This is a genomic window from Vallitalea pronyensis (assembly GCF_018141445.1).
Lineage (GTDB): Bacteria > Bacillota > Clostridia > Lachnospirales > Vallitaleaceae > Vallitalea > Vallitalea pronyensis.
In genome coordinates, this window is record NZ_CP058649.1 from 589,171 (window position 1) to 609,106 (window position 19,936).

16 protein-coding genes and 1 other RNA gene are annotated in these 19,936 nt (G+C 37.5%); 12 read left to right on the top strand and 5 right to left on the bottom strand.

Annotated elements, in window-relative coordinates; all coding sequences use genetic code 11:
* The first annotated feature begins 166 nt into the window (after positions 1–166).
* The 3 genes from HZI73_RS02450 (at position 167) to HZI73_RS02460 (ending at position 3,517) form a co-directional block, all read left to right on the top strand.
* Entirely contained in the window at positions 167–1,537 is a 1,371-nt protein-coding gene (locus HZI73_RS02450) for an ABC transporter substrate-binding protein (protein ID WP_212696676.1), read from the top strand.
* Between the two features lie 234 nt (positions 1,538–1,771).
* Positions 1,772–2,668 carry a carbohydrate ABC transporter permease gene (locus HZI73_RS02455; protein WP_212696677.1) on the top strand — a complete coding sequence of 299 codons (897 nt, stop codon included), beginning with the start codon at positions 1,772–1,774 and terminating at the stop codon, positions 2,666–2,668.
* Positions 2,669–2,680: 12 nt separating this feature from the next.
* Complete coding sequence (locus HZI73_RS02460; protein WP_212696678.1) at positions 2,681–3,517, top strand: carbohydrate ABC transporter permease; 837 nt, start codon at positions 2,681–2,683, stop codon at positions 3,515–3,517.
* Positions 3,518–3,620: 103 nt separating this feature from the next.
* Here HZI73_RS02460 and HZI73_RS02465 read toward each other — a convergent pair whose 3' ends face one another.
* Positions 3,621–5,402 (bottom strand): FAD-dependent oxidoreductase, encoded by a 1,782-nt coding sequence (locus tag HZI73_RS02465; protein ID WP_330619749.1) that lies wholly within the window; start codon positions 5,400–5,402, stop codon positions 3,621–3,623.
* 275 nt (positions 5,403–5,677) lie between these two features.
* Here HZI73_RS02465 and HZI73_RS02470 point away from each other — a divergent pair, with 275 nt between their 5' ends.
* Complete coding sequence (locus tag HZI73_RS02470) at positions 5,678–6,595, top strand: helix-turn-helix domain-containing protein (RefSeq protein ID WP_212696680.1); 918 nt, start codon at positions 5,678–5,680, stop codon at positions 6,593–6,595.
* 34 nt (positions 6,596–6,629) lie between these two features.
* Here the strand turns inward: HZI73_RS02470 and ffs are convergent.
* Together ffs and tadA are read right to left on the bottom strand one after the other, a co-directional pair.
* Positions 6,630–6,891: signal recognition particle sRNA large type (gene ffs / locus HZI73_RS02475), an RNA gene on the bottom strand.
* Between the two features lie 556 nt (positions 6,892–7,447).
* Positions 7,448–7,915 carry a tRNA adenosine(34) deaminase TadA gene (gene tadA, locus HZI73_RS02480; RefSeq protein WP_212696681.1) on the bottom strand — a complete coding sequence of 156 codons (468 nt, stop codon included), beginning with the start codon at positions 7,913–7,915 and terminating at the stop codon, positions 7,448–7,450.
* Positions 7,916–8,028: 113 nt separating this feature from the next.
* On the opposite strand from tadA, the gene HZI73_RS02485 reads away from it, so the two are divergent.
* From HZI73_RS02485 to HZI73_RS02495, 3 genes are read left to right on the top strand one after another with little or no spacing between them, the layout of a single operon-like run.
* Entirely contained in the window at positions 8,029–8,448 is a 420-nt protein-coding gene (locus tag HZI73_RS02485) for a DivIVA domain-containing protein (protein WP_212696682.1), read from the top strand.
* Between the two features lie 19 nt (positions 8,449–8,467).
* Positions 8,468–9,169 (top strand): anaerobic ribonucleoside-triphosphate reductase activating protein, encoded by a 702-nt coding sequence (locus HZI73_RS02490; RefSeq protein WP_212696683.1) that lies wholly within the window; start codon positions 8,468–8,470, stop codon positions 9,167–9,169.
* On the top strand, positions 9,162–10,004 hold the full coding sequence (locus HZI73_RS02495) for an AraC family transcriptional regulator (protein ID WP_212696684.1): 843 nt from the start codon (positions 9,162–9,164) through the stop codon (positions 10,002–10,004). The genes HZI73_RS02490 and HZI73_RS02495 overlap by 8 nt, the downstream gene beginning before the upstream one ends.
* Before the next feature lie 100 nt (positions 10,005–10,104).
* Here HZI73_RS02495 and HZI73_RS02500 read toward each other — a convergent pair whose 3' ends face one another.
* Positions 10,105–11,847, bottom strand: a complete 1,743-nt coding sequence (locus HZI73_RS02500) for a DUF4091 domain-containing protein (RefSeq protein WP_212696685.1) — start codon at positions 11,845–11,847, stop codon at positions 10,105–10,107.
* 395 nt (positions 11,848–12,242) lie between these two features.
* Here HZI73_RS02500 and dnaX point away from each other — a divergent pair, with 395 nt between their 5' ends.
* From dnaX to HZI73_RS02525, 5 genes are all read left to right on the top strand, one after another.
* Positions 12,243–13,838 carry a DNA polymerase III subunit gamma/tau gene (gene dnaX, locus HZI73_RS02505; protein WP_212696686.1) on the top strand — a complete coding sequence of 532 codons (1,596 nt, stop codon included), beginning with the start codon at positions 12,243–12,245 and terminating at the stop codon, positions 13,836–13,838.
* A gap of 139 nt (positions 13,839–13,977) precedes the next feature.
* Entirely contained in the window at positions 13,978–15,045 is a 1,068-nt protein-coding gene (gene cobT, locus HZI73_RS02510; protein WP_212696687.1) for a nicotinate-nucleotide--dimethylbenzimidazole phosphoribosyltransferase, read from the top strand.
* Positions 15,046–15,374: 329 nt separating this feature from the next.
* Positions 15,375–15,722 carry a YbaB/EbfC family nucleoid-associated protein gene (locus HZI73_RS02515; protein ID WP_212696688.1) on the top strand — a complete coding sequence of 116 codons (348 nt, stop codon included), beginning with the start codon at positions 15,375–15,377 and terminating at the stop codon, positions 15,720–15,722.
* A gap of 128 nt (positions 15,723–15,850) precedes the next feature.
* Complete coding sequence (recR, locus tag HZI73_RS02520; RefSeq protein ID WP_212696689.1) at positions 15,851–16,450, top strand: recombination mediator RecR; 600 nt, start codon at positions 15,851–15,853, stop codon at positions 16,448–16,450.
* A 583-nt stretch (positions 16,451–17,033) separates the two neighbouring features.
* Positions 17,034–17,756, top strand: coding sequence for a DUF429 domain-containing protein (locus HZI73_RS02525; protein WP_212696690.1), 723 nt, complete (start codon positions 17,034–17,036; stop codon positions 17,754–17,756).
* A 238-nt stretch (positions 17,757–17,994) separates the two neighbouring features.
* Here the strand turns inward: HZI73_RS02525 and HZI73_RS02530 are convergent, their stop codons facing one another.
* On the bottom strand, positions 17,995–19,884 hold the full coding sequence (locus HZI73_RS02530; RefSeq protein ID WP_246552331.1) for a right-handed parallel beta-helix repeat-containing protein: 1,890 nt from the start codon (positions 19,882–19,884) through the stop codon (positions 17,995–17,997).
* Positions 19,885–19,936: the final 52 nt, after the last annotated feature.

Here is a 19,936-nt window from a genome sequence, read left to right on the forward strand (position 1 = left end):
GTATCTATACGCTATATAATGGAGAGGTAAAAATAGTACAATTCATGCAGATTTGTACTATTTTTTTCTTATGGGGCAAAATAGTGCAAGTATGATTCAATATCGTTCATTCATTATGGGTATGGAAAATGGTATGATGGGCATACATAAAAGAGGAGGTATAAGCATGAAAAAAGTATTATCCGTGTTAATGGTATGCTTCATGATAGGTAGTTTCCTTGTAGGATGTGGGGAGAAAGAAAAAAAGAATCCATCAACAGAAAATAACAGTGGTGAGGCATCAACATCCAATAAAGATGATAAAGACCCTGTTAAGTTAATTGTATGGGGTGGTGTACCTGGGGAATCAGGACCTCAAGATTTAGTTGACGCCTGGAACGCTTCTCATCCAGAGATTCAAGTGGAATATGTACGTTTTGTCAATGATGATACAGGTAACACAAAACTGGATACAGCCATTTTATCCGGTGAGCAGATTGATCTATTTTTTACATACGGTGTAGACTTAATGAAAAAGAGAGTAGACAGTGGTATGTTAGAGAATTTGGATACAGATGAAATAACGGCTTTTATTAAGGAGCATATTGCCGGTGAAGGTGATGGTATGGTTCGCATTGATGGTGGTTTATATGCCATCCCAACAGTGAGAGAGCCATATGGGATCATGTTAAATAAGGGGATGCTGGATGAAGCAGGTATTACGATTCCAGATAACTGGACTGTGGAAGAGTTTATGGACATTGCAAAGCAACTAACAACAGAAAAAGATGGTAAAAAAGTCTATGGTGCATCCATTGTTATTCAAGGGGGATTGCCACTGGATATTTCACAAGCTGTTTTAGGTGGTGACCATTTCTATAAAGCATCAGGGGATGAGAGTAATTTTGATGACGAAACGTTCAAAGCCAATGCAAAGCTAAAAGAATTAATGGATGCAGGAGCAGCCATGCCATATGAAGAAGTCTTTTCAAGAAAATTAGATACGTATGCTCATCCTGCATATTTAGGCAGTGAAATTGCCATGACACACTTCTCAGCATGGATGTTGCGTTATGTAAAAGACTTAGAAAACTACCCACATGACTTTGTGACAACATTTGCGACCTTTCCAACAACGGAGAAAGGTGTAGCCAATAACTATCAAGCTTTCCTCAATAACTTTATCTGTATGAACAGTAAATCAGCCCATAAAGAAGAAGCCATGGCTTTTATGAAATACTGGCTAACAGAAGGCTCTAAGTACATGTACAAAGCTGGTAAGATGTCTGTATGGAAAGAGGCTGACCCGGAAGAAGCAACAAAAGCTATTTTAGGTGATAACGCAGAACAATTATTTGACGTTGAAGCGTATAAAAAAGTCATGTTTAACCCTGATTCACAGTATATCATTGATACAGTCACAGTAGCTTATCCTCAATTACTGGAAGTTTACAAAGAGGAAAGTGAAATGTACTTCTTAAATAATACCACCTTGGAAGAATACTTAAGCAACACAAAAAAACGTGCAGATCAAGAAATTAAAAAAGCCCTAAAGTAAGGTGTAGAACAATAGGTTGACATTGGCTGTTTTCATAATCTCATGATGCAGCCATTTTTCTTGTTCTTATAGGAAAAGCTCATGGAATACCTATACAAGACATGATAAAAATACTATTGGAACGAATGTTGTTACGTTAATTATGCTGATAGCATCTAGTCTCTTTGTTTCAGGGAAGGAAGGGTGAAGAAATCTTGAATACACAGCACAATAACATATGGAGGGGGCATTATAATGGGTCAAACAAAGAAAAAGAAAAAAATAAATTGGACAGCATGGCTGTTCATAGGTCCTAATTACATTGGGTTCATCGTATTTATCTTAATCCCGGTTGTCTTTTCATTGATTGTTTCATTTACTGATTTCAATATTTTTAAAGGTCTAAGCGGTATGCGTTTCGTTGGATTTGATAACATCAAAGAGATGTTTTCGGATGTCTGGTTTACATCAGCAGTGAAAAATAATCTTCTGTTTATTCTAGGGACAATACCCGTCCTCATTATGGTATCCATGGTTGTAGCCACCATTCTTAATAATAAGGTATACCTGAAGAATACCATGAGAGCCATTGTATTTTTACCCTATATCTCAAGTGTCGTGGCCATATCTGTGGTATGGATGAAACTCTATAATCCTTCCAAAGGGCAGATTAATCAATTACTGATGTGGTTTGGTATGGATAATCCACCTAGCTGGTTAGCCAGTACAACCTGGGCTTTGCCAGCACTGATGCTAGTTGGCATTTGGATGGGCCTTGGCTATAATATTGTGGTCTATATGGCAGGCTTGCAGACCATCGATAGAGCATTATATGAGTCGGCACAGATTGATGGTGCAAATGGCGTTCAGATGTTTAGACACATTACAGTGCCTATGCTAAGCAGTACCACCTTCTTTTTAATGATTACGAACATTATTGGTTCCTTTCAGACCTTTGGAACAGTGAATATTATGACAGATGGAGGGCCTGGGAAAGCAAGTACGGTCATTGCTCAATATATTTATGTGGCGGGCTTTCGGTACCATAAAATGGGTTATGCTGCGGCAATGGCCTGGGTATTACTTATCTTTATATTCTGCATTACACTGTTTCAATGGAAACTACAAAAAAGATACGAAAATAATTTCTAGGAGGGAAAGAGGATGGGTACACCGAAAACAATAAAAAAAGTTCTTCTAACCATCATGATGTTAGTCTTCTCAGGTATGATACTCTACCCCTTTATCTGGATGTTCGCTAGTTCTTTTAAGCCGTTAGCTGAAGTATACGAGTTTCCTATGAAGTTAATATCGAAAAACATGTCGTTAAACAATCTTAAAGAAGTACTTTTTGAACAGACACCATCATTTATGCTATATTTTAAGAACACCACAATAACCACCGTCGTATCAGTAGTAGGGACTCTTTTTACGTCATCTATGGCAGGTTATGCTTTTGCTAAGATGAGGTTCAAGGGAAGGAATCAGCTATTTTTAATCTATTTAATAACCATGATGGTACCTTTTCAAGTGCTGATGGTACCTCAATTCATCTTGTTTAAATATGTGCATATCTTCAATACTCTCTGGGCATTGATTCTGCCAAGGGTATTCTCGCCACTGAGTACATTTCTAATGCGGCAATTCTTTGTGGATATCCCTAACAGTATCATAGAAGCAGGACGTATTGATGGGGCAAAGGAAACAACAATCTTCTGGAAGCTTGTATTGCCTCTTGCTAAGCCAGCCATGGCAACCATTGTTATTTTAAACTTCGTATGGCGATGGAATGAATATGAAGCGCCACTTATTTTCTTAACAGATAAGAAGCTATATACCCTTACTGTTGGGCTAACAAACTTTATTGATGAAGCTGGAGTGGCAATGGATAACCTCATTATAGCAGGTGCTATGGTAGCGTTAATTCCCATGCTTATTATATTCCTTATTGGACAGAAATACATGATTGAAGGTCTCACAGCAGGTAGTGTTAAGGGATAAAAAGCTAATAAAGCAGCTCATTCAAGATGAAGATATGCTTAGATGAGCTACTTTTATTGGATGCTATTGCATATGGCGTCTAGTCATGACCGCTTTATGTCAATTAGTAAACCCTTATTTCATATATATGGGTATTGTCACAGCCATGGGTGCCATGCACGTGAATGCATATACGGTCAATGGGTTGACATGGTGGGATAGAAATTTTATTCAGTCGCTGATAATTATTTTCTATGGTCTTTTTGTATACAGAAGTTGTTCCTTGGTAACATGTTATGGTATAATCCTTCACCAATTCAATAGGTACTGTGATCTTTTCCTGATCACCAAGACCATTGTGGAAGGCAGATAGCATAATCTGTTTGGAAAGGTTTGAATCAAACTTTATTTCAACAGATGTGGGATGAATGGCTTGAGTGAAATCCAAGGCTATCCATTCACCATCTTCTGACATACCATCAGAATGCCATGCGTTACTATTTTCTTTCACAGTACGTGATATGCCATTGATGACAAAGTTTGCGTCATAACCTAATTGTTCAGATGAACAAGTTACGGTTGCTTGTCGTGCAAGGTCACTGTCATCTTCATTTGTAATGTGAGGGATATAGGCGTCATCACGGAGTAATTGTTGTTGTATGTCTTTTATATAGGTGCTGGCTTCCCTAGGTGTTATGTGGTGCTTATTAGCCAGTGCCGCACTGGTACCAATGGCTTGCCCTATGATGGCACATGTTGCCATGACTCTTGTGGAACCAAAGGCCATATGTGAAGCACTGATCACACGACCGCCAATATACAGATTATCGATATCTTTAGCATAGATAGACCCATAAGGAATGGTATAGACTTCTGGTAGATAGATGCATTCCGTAGGCTCTAGCTGGGTATTAAGACCACCCACCACATGCATATCCATTGGCCAGCCCCCATAACCAATAGCATCCTCAAAGGCTCTTGCAGATGCCAAGTCATTTTCAGTCAGCACATAATCACCAACAATACGTCGACTTTCCCGTTTACCTGGCAGGAAACCTACCCAATCAAGGACATAGTTGTCTGCGTCATGATTGCCACCATTTTTCACATGATCCCATACACCGTAAACAGCTTTTACCAGTTCGTTGCGGATAGTTTCACTATCCTCAATGGTATGAAGCTTGTCGCCACCTAGCTCAATCCACCAGTAGTTGTAGCCGGTAGCACCATGGCTGCGATGAGCAAGATCTTCTTCTGTGTAGGTATTTGCCCAAAATGGTTTATGAAAGGGTACCGGATGCCCCATATCTTTTGTTGTAAAAAGCAACGTGTTACCCATGGTATAGGGGTCCGTTTTATGGGGGGCATGAGGTTCATTGAAGACATCACTTCCTTCACGGCCCATCATATAGTCGGCACCTGCATCATAAGCTAGAGTACCATCCCCCGTTGTATCCACAAAATAATTTGCTGTCATTAAGAAGGTTGTTTCAGATGTTAGTTGGATGGCTTCAATGTACTGAATATGCCCGTTGTTAACATGAACTTGATGACAGTGTGTATTGAGATAGAGGTCTAAGCCATCTTGAAAATAAACTTTCTCCCACAGTACGCCATCAAAGACTGGGTAAGAATACTGAGGATTACGGTATCTGTTTTCTAAAAGTATTTCTTCTAGAATACCCGTTTCTCTAGCATGAGGACGGCTGCCATGGGTATCTGCTCCACAGATATGCATACGTATTTCTGAGCTAGCATTGCCACCTAAAACTGGGCGATTATGGATGAGAGCGACCTTTGCACCATGTCTTGCAGCAGCTATGGCAGCACAAATACCAGACATACCTCCTCCGACGACAACAACATCATATGATTTTTCTTTTTTAATCATAGCATTTCTCCTTATACATGTTTTGCGTTATGACTCCATTTGCTTGTATGGACGAAGTCACAACAAGGGTGAATAATGACTACACGTCGCACATTCACAAAAGGGCATTAAACCCTAATGCAATTAGCAGCTTGTGAAGAAGTCTTTCATAAGCTTATCTTAACGGTTTTTTAACAGAGATGCCTTAAAAGAATAGCTTATGACCTTAAAAAAAATGCATGACATGTGGAGTAAGTATGGTTTTATGGATTAAAATCGTATACAATACATATAAAGAAGGTGGTGATAGGATGACAGCTGACGAAAAGCAACATGTATATGAGGGGCTCAAAACTTATTTAGATACATTAGTAATGGATTATGGGTTACATTTGGTTATTAAAGATTTTGTAGGATTCTTAGAACAAGACATGGCATTATACCGTGCATTACAAGATTATATTATCCATAAAACCAGTTATTGCATGGCCATAAAAGAGAACCATCGGTTGTGGAAGTATTGTTTATATACGAAAGCATTATTGCATAAGACATTAATGAAGAACCCTAAGCCTTTTATAGGGCAATGTTATGGTGGGATTATGGAATATGTGTTGCCAATTATCCATAAAAAACAAGTGATAGGGGCCATTACAGTAGGTTTTGGACGCCTAGAGAACAAGTTACTAGAAGATATATTAAGGGGACTAAAGAGATATACTCAGATAGATATAGCCATGTTGCAGGATTATTATAAAGAAAGTACAGAAATGGTAGGCATATCGTCTGAGGGATTATATCAACGTTTAGGCATCTTAGCAGAATATATTAGTCTTACTTATGAACCGGTCCACGGGTCAAAGAAAAAAGGCATTGTGGTATCGAAGGGCCAAGAGACCTACACCATGTCTCATGCGATCGCCTACATTCAAAAGCATTATAAAGAAGATATTAAACTTAAACAGTTAGCCAAGTACTGTCACTGTTCCAATTCCTATATCAGTCATCATTTTAAAAAATACACAGGTGTTACGTTAAAAACATATGTCAATATATTACGAGTGGAAGAAGCAAAGATGTTACTGGAAGATGAGCAGATAGCCATTACCCATATGGCTTATGAATTAGGGTATAAAGACAGTAATTATTTTTCCAAGGTATTCAAGGATATAACAGGCATATCCCCAGCAAATTACCGATTGAATAAGACGAAAAACGTTCCGAAATAAAGACATGCTGTCCTTAAAAAAGTGCATCATTTAACCGTGCGCCGCACTTCGACAACTATTCATAAGCGTTACCTTTATAGTTAACTCAAATCAGGCACCCTTACGGCACACAGGAGATTCTACTTAGTGCTGCTTCCTTCCGGACCTGACACGGTTCATAGATTCCTGTTGCGTAAGACCCAATTATCATCGCCACTTGTAAAGGGCAGCCTTACAAAATAATTGCCTCCGATTGGCATCACCCCTGCTATAGCGGATTGCAGGTATAGGGCACCGCTGACTCCCCGGCTGCACGGAAACTTTATATAATTCATATCTAAAAACAGATATGATTATTCACTTTATATGGTATAGATATTGGACAAAATCATCCATATATAACTAGTATAACCCATCACATAATAACTATGTGCAACGACTAGTATATAACTTTTTGGGCAATATGTCAACTAGTATTTCCTGTATTTCCTTACATTGTTTTAGGTATAAAATGGGCTCTATGTCAATTTTTATCTTTTCACAGAATGGACATGCATTTATCTTTTTTTAATGCCTTTTATATTCATATTGAAAAGAAACAGCCATCAATAGAGATGGTTAGATACTATAAGATTTTCATAAGATAATAACATGAGAAAAAATTATTTAGTAATTAGTATTAAACTATTTAGTTTTTCTTAATAGGAAACGCTATAAAGTGCAAACACAATGTATGATGACAATACCGAGTGGAAATAGTAAAGGGGAATATGTAGCCACGAGCCACGGACGGCGAGTTCAGCAGTTTAAACATGGACGTTTAATCTGCTGACGTAATATTCCCCTTTACTATTGGAACGACTGTTGTTAAATCTATTTTCGTGGTAAAGTTCTCAATTTTTTAAAAAAATCTTTCAAAAGATCACTGCTCTCTTGCTCGAAAACAAATCGAGTCACATCCACTTGATGATTAAAGCGCTCTTCCTCCAATAAATTGATAATAGAACCTGCACAACCCGCTTTTTTATTATTAGCCCCAATAACAACCCTTGGAATACGTGCCTGAACAATAGCTCCTGCACACATAGGGCAAGGTTCTAACGTGATGTACATAGTACAATCATCTAAACGCCAATCACCTACCACTTTGGATGCTTGATCAATGGCCATCATTTCTGCATGTGCCAATGTATTCTTATCCGTGTTTCTTCTATTAAATGCCTTTGCAATAATGGCATCATCTCTAACGATAACAGCACCAATGGGTACTTCATTCATATCAAAAGCCTTTTTTGCTTCTTCCAGAGCAATGCCCATGTAATGACAGTCCTTGTTTTCCATTTTATTCACCTATTATTCTTGCTTTTTTGCTTCGTTAATGCTACCATTATTATAAATTAAAGATACGGTTAATACAAGATAAGAAGGAATAATTTTTCACTAGGAGGGTTACTATGGCAACATCATTTACCATGATAAAAAAAGGCTACGACCCAAAAGAAGTACAAGAATATATCAGTCTATTAGAAAAAGAATTAGCTGAATATAAGAGTAAAGAACAGTTCATTTCACAAGCTTTGGTAGAAGCACAAGTTTCAGCTAAGAATGTCATACAACAAGCAAAAGAGCAGGCACAGCAGATTGAGAAAGATGCGATTGAGAAACTTCAAAGCGTACGTGAAAAAATCCATGAATCAAAAGACAAACTGTTCCAATTTGAAGAGGACTATGCATCCTTTATTAAGCGATTCGCTGCTTCATTTAGTGAAGAGGAATTAAATAAATTATTAAATAGTCTTGATAGTATTTATGCAACTTTGGAAGTAACCAGTGGAGAAATGGAAGATGACGATTCATTAGATTCTGCCATATAGACATAGGAGCTACTTGACGATGATCATAAAAGGATTTACGAAGACAACTTTATTAGATTATCCAGGTCATATTGCATCCACTGTTTTTACTGGTGGGTGTAATTTTAATTGTCCTTTTTGCCATAATAAGGATTTAGTTATGGATTATAAGGATATGGAGACCTTGCCAACCGAGAAGGTACTTAGCCACATTTATAAAAGAAGAAACATGGTAAAAAGTATCTGCATTAGCGGAGGGGAACCCACACTGCAAAAAAACTTAATACATTTCTTAGAAGAAGTTAAAGGGTATGGCGTTCTTGTAAAATTAGATACCAATGGTACACATCCAGAGGTTATTCAAGAGGCTTATGAGAAGGGGCTCATTGACTATGTTGCAATGGACATTAAAAATGCAAAAAGCAAGTACCCTATAACATGTGATCAACAGGTGGATATGAAACAGATTCAGACATCCATTGATTATATTAAGTGTTGTGGTGTAGATTATGAATTTAGGACAACCGTTGTGAAAGAACTTCATACTCATGAAGACATGATTCAAATAGGACAATGGTTAGCAGGCAGTGGTAGGTATTTTTTGCAATCTTATATTAAAAGTGATAAACAAATTGGAAGGGGGTTACATCCACATAGCGTTGATACATTAAAAGATTTTCGTGTTGCACTAGAACCTTATTTTAAAACCGTCACCATTCGGGGAGTTGATGCGGATGATTAGTCAAGCAGGATATGCATCTTATGGTACAGAGCCATCAGGCTATGAAGACCTAGAAGAATATCTCTTAGTTAATTGTTGCGGAAATGATAAATTTCACCATAAGAATTTTTGGCAAAGGCGAAAAAACGGTAGGAAAGATTATTACTTAATATATGTCAATAGTGGACAGCTTTTATGTTCAATTAATGGCATTAGCTATCGTGTAAAAGAAGGGCATATGATTCTCATACCACCCCACCAACCCCATGAAATATATTATACCGATAAAGTATATCATGAGGTTTATTGGGTACATTTTACCGGGTATGGTGTTCCTCCATTACTTGAAAAACTTCAATTATTGGATAACGTATACTATGTGGGTAAGCACCCTCTTATTGAAGACTTATTTTCACAGATGATTAGAGACCTACAGATGCGTCGGACAGCATATGATGATGTATGCAGCGGTTATCTTATTCAACTCATATCATCTTTTTCAAGATGGGTAAGGGAAGGGGTTAGCCTAAATTTTGAGTCAGAAGTGTATCGAGTCATGATTTACTTACATGAGCATTATAATAAAAGTCATACAACAGAAGCATTAGCAAGTCGTTGCAATCTATCACCGTATTATTTCATACACAAATTCAAAAAAATATGTGGACAGTCGCCACAGAAATACCTTACTTGTATCCGAATTGAAAAAGCCAAGAAGATGCTTGTGGAATCTGATGTACAGATTTCCGATATAGCTTATGTCATTGGCTATAAGAATCCACTATATTTTAGCAAAACCTTCAAACGGTATACAGGTAAAACACCTTCTGAATATAGAAGAGAGATGAGCGATTAAAGAGAGAGCTGGAACATCCATTATAGACGATGGATGTCCAGCTCTCTATGATATGCAAGTGTTATTAATAGCTGGTTAAACATAGGTACTTTTATAAGTATTAAGAGTCAGCACTGAGTTTGGTGAGCATATGGTGAATGATGTTATTGTATGCTTGTTGGTCAAAGGCATAGAGGTCTTTTGGCTGCTTATGGTTCATATCCGCTGTATGTTCCCAATAGAAAACTTTTTTTAATAGGTTTTTGACTTCTTCTTGAGCATTGTATTGATGCACGTATTGACGAATAATTTCATAATCCCTTATCCCACGCTTAAGGTTCATATACCGTATGGTTAACATGGGGGAACCATTTTTTCCAGGGTAAACAAAATTAGTATCCCCTGCTGGCCAATTGGGATAATGGACCGATAAGTGATTGATTGGGTTATCTGGCCATACAGTATAATTCCACCGCAAGAAACCATCCAGCCCCAGCACCCATGCTATCCAAGGTATAATTCTAGATTCAATGGCTGGCGAACGAAGGAATGTGTTGGGATAGGCTTGTACGCAGCAGACGTAATAGGTGACTGAACCATTAACATTTTTTTGTACATCCACCAGTTCATCATATTTATCGCAGGCACATGTTAAGGAAGGACAGTAATCCACCACATGAGGAATGTTTTTCCCCATAAATTCTATATGATTAATAGCAACCTTATAATGGAATCCAGGGGCTAGTGCTTTCATTTCGTTGATTTTATCTATAAAAACGTCAAGATCAGATGGTTCATCAGCTAGAAGTCTTACCCGCTCAAGGACACCTTTCTTTCTAAAGAAGCCTTCTAGAGCTTTAACATAAGCTGCTAAATCAGCCTTTTTCCGCATGTACCGATAGGTGCCTTGTGCAGCATCGTAATAACGTAGCCGAATGGCATCCGAAGCATCTTCTATGACTTTACCAAAGCCCGCATCTTCAGCTAACCAGATATTGATTAGCCCAAAAACTTCAATTTCTTTGTCAATACCATAAACAGCGCATAGGTCAAGATATCGATCTAAAACACTAAAGTCATAAACCCAGTTACCAGACTCTTCAAGTGTAAGTTGCACCATGCTGTATTCATAGAAATTGGATGGATTGATTTTATCGTACATGGAGTCTTGACCGGACCAAGGGACTTCGGAAACAACAAGGGTAACGGCTTTTTGACCAAGTTCGGCCAATGACTTCACATAGTTTTCTATAATCGCAAAGTGGGCGTCACTCCAAAGAGGTACTTGGTATTTACGAGCGATATTGCTGTTGTGCTGCCATAGGTCCAAGTGGAACGTATAATCCTTAGGATCATCAAGTACCATATCTAATACGTCTAGTTCAAAGGATGTCTCACCCATTAAGGTCTCATCTTCAAATAGGTTTTTATGGTACAGTTTAATGGAAGCGTTGTAAGTAGCCGGTTTTATATCTTCCCCTACATTTATTTGAATCCAAATGGCTTGTTCTTTTTCTGCTTCAACAAATATGTTGCCTTCATCCATGAGTAAATCAGACTTGTATTGGTGATCATCGTCTTTTATAAGTCCAACCAATTGAACTTTTATCTGGGATGGGTCAATACCGGGTACATCCACAGCAACACGTATTTCATCAAGAGCACCTTTGGGATAAAAGCAAGCCTCGCCGCTGACATTGACTTGCATGGCTACATCTGCTCGTAAAATTAATTGGGCCACAGCCCAGTCGTTTTTACAACAGTACTGTTTGGGGAAGGGGGGAGACTGTTTTTTATTAGGTACCATATAACTGCCATATACGTATTTGTAACTTTCATCTTCTAACCGATAAGTTAATTCCATGATGTGTTCATCCTTTCTTTATCTTATAGGAAAGTCCTCTGAATTTAGCATATGAAATAGAAGCGTTTTCATATGCGTCAAGGAAACTTTCCTAACGCAACAACTTGCTTTGCAAGACGCGACATAGTCGCTTTGTACTCTAGACATGTCATAGTGGAAGCACATGTTCCAGTAGCATGTTCTTATAGGTTTATTATAATAAGATGGCTGTGATTTGGTAGTATCAATGTTGCTGTTTATATGAACAAAATTGCGCTTTTGGAAAAGGTGGTCTTGATTCAAGAAATAGATTATAATGAAAATCATGAGATGGGGAACACATGTTTAATTCACAGTTATTATGTGTTATAATCTATATAGGAATCCGTTGAATCGTTAGAGAAGGAAGTGTAAATATGGGATATACAGCCCTATATCGAAAATGGCGTCCAAAAGCCTTTGAGGGTGTCATGGGACAAGAACATATCGTTCAAACAATAAAAAATCAGATTAAGGCAGATAAAATCGCCCATGCCTATTTGTTCTGCGGTACACGAGGAACAGGTAAAACAACCATGTCCAAGCTATTTGGTAAAGCAGTTAACTGCTTATCTCCTGTGGATGGGAGTCCCTGTAATACGTGTGCTGTATGTGAGATTATTAACGAAAACAGAAGCATGAATATTATTGAGATAGATGCTGCCTCTAATAATGGCGTAGACAATATTCGAGAAATTAGAGAAGAAGTCAAGTACACACCCACAGAGGGTAAGTACAAAGTATATATTATTGACGAGGTTCATATGCTTTCTACTGGTGCATTTAATGCTTTGCTTAAGACCTTGGAAGAGCCGCCTAGTCACGTTATTTTCATCTTAGCTACAACAGAACCTCATAAAATTCCAGCGACTATTTTATCCCGTTGTCAGCGCTATGATTTCAAACGGATCGGCATCAGTACCATCGCAGAGACCTTGACATACTATATGCAGGAAGAGCAGATTACCATAGAAGATAAAGCCATTCGCTATATTGCTAAAGTGGCAGATGGTTCCATGCGTGATGCCCTTAGTATATTGGATCAGTGCATTGCCTTTTATCTGGGACAGGCCATTACCCTTGATAAAGTTCTGGATATTCTGGGGGCAGTGGACACACAGATTTTTATCGACCTGATGGATGCCATTGGTCAGAAAGATGCTAAGACATGTATGGAATTTATTCAGCAAATGGTTAGGCAAGGTCGGGATATCAATCAATTTATCATGGATTTAATTGGTCATTTGCGCAATATATTGGTCTTGAAATCCGTTACAGATGGTTCACAGATACTGGATATGTCCAAAGAAAACATGGCAGCCATTAAAGAACAAGCCGATCATGTATCGGAAGAATCCATTATCTATTATATTAAGATTTTTTCCGAGTTAGAGGCAAAAATTAAATATGCTTCTAACAAACGGATTTTGTTGGAAGTAGAGCTGATGAAACTCTGTCAGCCATCCATGGACAATTCGGCTATGGGCTTGCTGGAGCGTATTAAAGATCTAGAAGAAAAACTAGAAAAAGGTGTCCAGGTTATTCAAACACAACATCAAGTAGCCCATAAGGAGCCAGAAAAAAAAACGGTGCCTAACATAAAACCTTTGTCAAAAGCTGTTCCAGAAGATATCAAAGAAGCCATTAAACGCTGGGAGAATCTGGTGGAGCAATTTAGTGGTATTGGCAAAGCGCTGATGCGTGATGCTAAACCTACTTTTGTGGAAGATGGCTGGTTGTATATTGTTTGTAAAGATGATGTAGGTAAAAAGTACCTGTCCCAAGAGGAAGTCATGGATAAGATAAACACAGCATTAGAAACCATGGGAAATAAACAATTTGATCTTAAAATCATCGATTCAGAAGAATACAAGATGTTAAGTGGTGAAGGGTCATCCACCCATACAGATCAGGTACAGAATAATTATGAAGGTATCACATCAAAGGTTAATCTGGATGTTGAGATTTTATAGTATGGGTTTTAGAATGTATAGAAAGAATACACAAGATTCTATTGATTACAAGTAGGTAGGGTATGGAAAAATAAGGGATGACATAAAGAGTACAATTGATTTTGGTATACATTAATGGCTGATAAAAAGGAGATATAAGGTGATTGATTTAAAGCATATCTTAGCATCCATTCATAAGCTGGATGAAAAAGCACTAGAAGATGCACAGATTAAGGTGAATAGCTTAGCAAAGCCCCTTGGAAGTTTAGGCAGACTTGAAGACATGGCTATCCAGATTGCAGGAATTACAGGTAAACAGCATAATGTCATTAACAAAAAATGTACCGTAGTTATGGCAGCGGACAATGGTATAGTTGAAGAAGGGGTTAGTTCCACCCCTCAGAATGTAACAGCCATTCAAACCATTAACATGTTAAATGGTTTAACGGGTATCAGTGTACTCAGTCAACAGGCAGGCGCAGAAATCAGAGTCATTGATATGGGTATAAAAGGTGCTCTGGAACATCCCAAGCTTATCCATAAAAAAATAATGCATGGCACCCATAATTTTGCAAAAGGTCCTGCCATGGATAGAGAACAAGCCGTTCAGGCCATACATATTGGTATAGAAACAGTCAAAACATTAGTGGATGAAGGGTATAACCTGTTAGGTACAGGAGAAATGGGAATAGGTAATACCAGTACCAGTAGTGCTATACTGATGGTGCTAACAGGATGTAGTGAGGATATAGCTGTAGGCAAGGGCGGCGGCTTAACGGACGAAGCATTGGAGAATAAAAAAAGAGTCATTCGTCAAGCAGTTGATTTTCATCAACCCAACCCGAAGGATCCTTTGGACATATTAGCGAAAGTCGGTGGTTTAGATATTGCTGGTCTTGTAGGTTGTTTTATTGGGGCGGCTTATTATAGAGTGCCTATTGTTATCGATGGTTTTATATCATCTGCAGCGGCATTACTTGCTAGTCACATGAATCCTCTGGTAAAGGCTTATATGATTCCGTCTCATTATTCTTTAGAGCCTGGGTACAAATGCGGTATGGATGCTTTAGGATTAGAACCCATTTTACATATGAACATGCGCTTAGGCGAGGGGACAGGTTGTCCATTAGCCTTTCATATCATAGAATCAGCTCTTTCTATGATGAATAATATGGTTACATTTGAATCAGCAAAGATTGATACGGATTACTTGGTAGACATTCGGTGATGCGTATTATGGATAAAGTATAGGGTAAAGTCAACCATTATTTACTTTTTGGAATATGTTTGCCTTTTTGTGATATAATTTAATAGATGATGATTATGATACGCTTAGGTTTTGTAGTAGGTTCATGTGCAACCTAACCATAAGGTAAGACTTATGGCATGATGCTCTTATATTGTGATTGTAAAAAAGTACTTGTCATCAGTTGCGTTTATTAGTAAAATATACAGTGGGTTAGTAACCATGAATAAGACACAATAGAAATTAAGATGTTATAGCTTATATATGATAAATTACCATTTATCAAAGATTATTATGAAGGAGGATTTACAATGGCAAAAAGAGGCGGTTTTGGAGGCGGAATGCCTAACAATATGAATAACTTAATGAAGCAAGCTCAGAAGATGCAGAAGAAGATGCAAGAGATGCAGGAAGATTTAGATACCCAAGTATTTGAAGCATCTGCAGGTGGTGGGGCTGTAAAAGTCGTTGTTTCAGGGAAAAAAGAAGTGACAAAAGTCAGCATTGATCCTGAAGTTGTCGATGAAGACGATGTTGAAATGTTAGAAGACCTTATTCTTGCAGCAGTGAATGAAGCTATGCGTACTGCAGATGAGCAAGTGAATCAACAAATGTCCAAATTAACAGGTGGCTTAAACATGCCTGGAGGATTGTTTTAAACGCTGAACAATCATTAAGAGATTTAGACGTCATTGCTCGTATTCATATAAAACAATGAGAAAAAGCAGTCATCCCTATCCTTAGGCATGACTGCTAATCGTTTATGGGAGCTATGTAAGGAGGCAATATGGACTATTTTGGTAATCAAATAGGTAAGTTAATTGAAGAACTATCACGGTTACCGGGTGTAGGCATCAAGACAGCACAGCGGTTAGCCTTTCATATTATAGACATGCCGATAGAGCATGCCGAGCGATTATCTACAGCTATTATTGATGCTAAGAAACATATTCATTACTGTAACCAATGCTGTACATTGACGGATTCCGAATTGTGCCCCATTTGCAGCAGCCCAAAAAGAGATAATCGTATCATTATGGTGGTAGAAGACCCCCGTGACATGGCTGCTTACGAAAGAACCAAGCAATACAAAGGCGTTTACCATATTCTTCATGGCGCCATTTCCCCTATGATTGGTATTGGACCGTCAGACCTTAAGATTAAGGAACTTCTGAATAGGCTATCATCAGATGATATTGAAGAAGTGATCTTGGCTACCAATTCCACCGTAGAAGGTGAAGCCACAGCCATGTACCTCAGTAAAATCATTAAGCCGTTAGATGTCAAGGTATCAAGGATTGCTAATGGTGTACCTATTGGTGGGGACTTGGAGTATGTGGATGAAGTGACGTTATCGAGGGCTTTAGAAGGTAGGATTGTGTTGTAGGGTAAGGTAAAACATGTGAAACACGAAAACTGTTATCATAAAGTATAAAGTTTTTCGCAAATTGAAAAGTTTTATTAAAAATCATGGTAATGATGAGTAAAGTCTCATCCATAACCATGATTTTATTATTTTCCAAAGAATAAAGATTACATCTTTTAATAATACGTCATTCAATGTTATACTAATTATGTCTCAAAGAGCATTCAAAAGAATTTACACAAATTTCATAGGTATTATGAATTAATAGTTATAAAAAAAGAATGGAGGATATAATTTTTGAGTTTTGTTAAAAAACATTATGAAACATTTTTTGGCTGTTTATCTTATGCATTAATCGGATTGCTTTTTATTAATAGAAATGTAATGTCATATTTAATCATTGGTGATCTAATCATATTTAGTGTACCGACTATGATAATTTGTAGAACGCGAGTACCATCAAAAAAGTTAGGCATAATGATAATTATTTCAATTTTTATAAAGCTTGTGGTAGTAATTGTATTCAGATAACTAGTCTTCTTAAGGATAAAATATCAACCTTGAAGGAAAATGGAAATTGAATAAAGTGTGAAAGGATAAATAGATGAAATTCATAGGAATTGATGTCCACCTACGTAATAATACAGTGGCAATCATTACTGATACATTAGATGTTCATAGAATAGAGTTTATGGATAGAAAAGAGTTAACGCATGTTGTAAAGGAAACAGCTCCATCCATTATTGCTGTTGATGCTCCCTATAAGCTCAATAAAGGATTTATGAATGATGATAATTATAGAGAGAAGTTAAAACCAAACTTAAAGGGGCATTTTAATAAGAAAGTATGTGAATATGAGTTATCCAGAAGAAACATTCAACCATTTTCTACACCAGGAAAAATAGAGGGCGTTACAGGTTGGAATGGTTGGATGCTAGAAGGATTTGAGTTATATGATGCTCTAGAAAAGCTAGGGTATTCACTCATTCATAGTGAAAACATAAATTCTGTAAATAAGGGATTTGTAGAAGTTTTTCCTCATGCAAGTTTTGTCACAACATTAGAATACATTCCCGCTAATAAGAAAACAGACAGAGGATTAAATGAACGAATAGATATACTTAAAAAACTAGGTGTTAAGAAATTTCAAACATTAGTTACGGGGTCTAAAGACGCTAAATCAGATAAACTAGATGCTTTGATCGCAGCTTATACAGCCTTTTGTGTTTATAAAAAGCACGTTTGTTTTGTAGGTGATGTAAGAGAGGGAGAGGTTACTTTACCTGTGATGAAAGTAAGAGATAAATATAGATACGCTAAAGTATAATAACGTTAGGCACTATTACCTTTATTACTCCAGAAGCATATCAAAATTGTCTTTAGGAAGGCAAAATAATTAATATTCATGAAGGAAGCAAGATTGCTGGATATGCTAAAGTTATTAAGATATATAATGGCCCATTGAAAAGAGCTTAGATTAAGAAAAACTATAGTCAGATTAATTATATATAATAAAATTGTTTGGACTTGTGTCTACGGTATCGACACAAGTCCACTTATTACATTTATACTAACACAGAAGGTATCCTTATTATATGTTCACCTTCCATAAGATTCTCAAAAGGTCCAACGGTTGGAGCAGAATCTCTTTTGACGCCAAGAAGGTCACGATCAAAAATAATGGGGGTTAAATCAGGGTTTTCAAACAATTGTTGTGACTGAAAAGATCGTTTTAATCCTTCGGTATTAATGATACCTAGTTGAGACTTCTTCATATAGTTTCCCAGATTGGTTTTAAAAGACAGACCATTAGCATCTTCAATCAAGTCAACATACCCACGAGCATCTTTAATCATTGTAGGATGATGTTCTTTTCTAAAACACTTGGCATTGTTAAGGTAAATGTTGTTAGACACTTCAATTGGTATGGAAGTCACATCATTTGACAAAGGCTTATCATCAGTTTTTGATTGGTTTAACTCATCAACGGTGATATACTTATCATATTCTGTTGTACCAAAAGCAGAATCATCACTATGATTACCCATAAAAATGTTGTTATAAACACGGTCATCACCACCTAAAATGACCATAACCCCCAGAATATCTGTTTCATGTGGAAAATGATAAGGTGTAAAACGGCGTAGCTCATTGCAAATGGTTAGTTTTCCACAAAACAGGTTATGAATGAAAGCGGTTCCTTGGGATTGATAGCGGAGGTTATCTTCCGAGAGGAAAATGTTGTTATCCACAATACATGGGCCATGACAAACTTCGATATACAAATCTTGAATGTTATTGTCATACATAATATTTTGCGAAATCCGTGTCCCTTGTGTTTCCCAATCAAGCCATAATCCTCTGGCACTATGGTGTAACCTATTCCCTATAATTTGTGTATCAATAGGGCAATGTAACTTAATTGCGGCAAGTTCTGCACCACTGAATTCACCTTTGCTATTAATATTATAGATATGATTGTTGGATATCTGAGAAAAAATACAGCCTTTACTGCCAACAATACCTGTTTGACCACAATCAAAAATTTCATTATGTCTAATGATATGACTTCCTACTGTATCCCTATGCCAACCATCACGCAGCGCATTAAAAACCACTTCGGTAAAGGTTTGCGCACCACCTTTAGAAGCATTTTTTGACCATTCGTTATCATAAGGGTCTTGCTTTTTACCAATACTTATACCACTGCATTTAGAATTGCTAATGGTGTTATGTTCAATGATCCAACCTTTACTCCAATGGGTGCCGATTAAGCCGGTCTGAAGCGCTGTAGGTGGAGCCCATTGTGTTGCAGCATTTTTCATAATGAAACCTGACACCGTAATATAGTTTACGCCTGTCTTTTCTGGCCAGAAACAATAGGGTCTGACACTTATTTCAACAAGTGTTTCATTTGGATTCATGTCATGGAAATTTGCCCATATGGTTGTTGTGGCTTTATCCGATTGACAGAACCATTTATAAGAAAACCAAGGGTCAGGGTTGTCACCTTCTTCCGGTTTGAGAACTTGTTCAAGTGTAGGTACCTCATATAATGCATGGTCGTTAATAAAAACTTCGCCGGTATGGTGGGTATAACCATGATCATCAAACCAATCACCATAGAGTTCATCCACAAAGGGATTATAATGACCAAAAAAGCTGTTATCGATCTCAACTTTCCATACACCATTGCCTTGTGCCTTCCAGTTATTGATGATTTCCGACCCTGTAATGATAACTTTATCACCTTCATTGCTTCGGTAAACAATCCGCCGCTCGTCAGACTCACCGCCATGAACAGGATTTACCCATTCTCTGTAGATACCTTCCATTACAATGATTTCATCACCAGGCTGAGCCATTGTTGCCGCTTGAGATATGGTTGAAAATGGGCTTTCCTTTGTTCCAGTGCCCGTTTGTGTCGCTTGATTGGATACATAATAGATCATCATATCATGTCCTTTCTCATGGATGTTAATTGCTTTTTGGATTGAAAGTATTCTA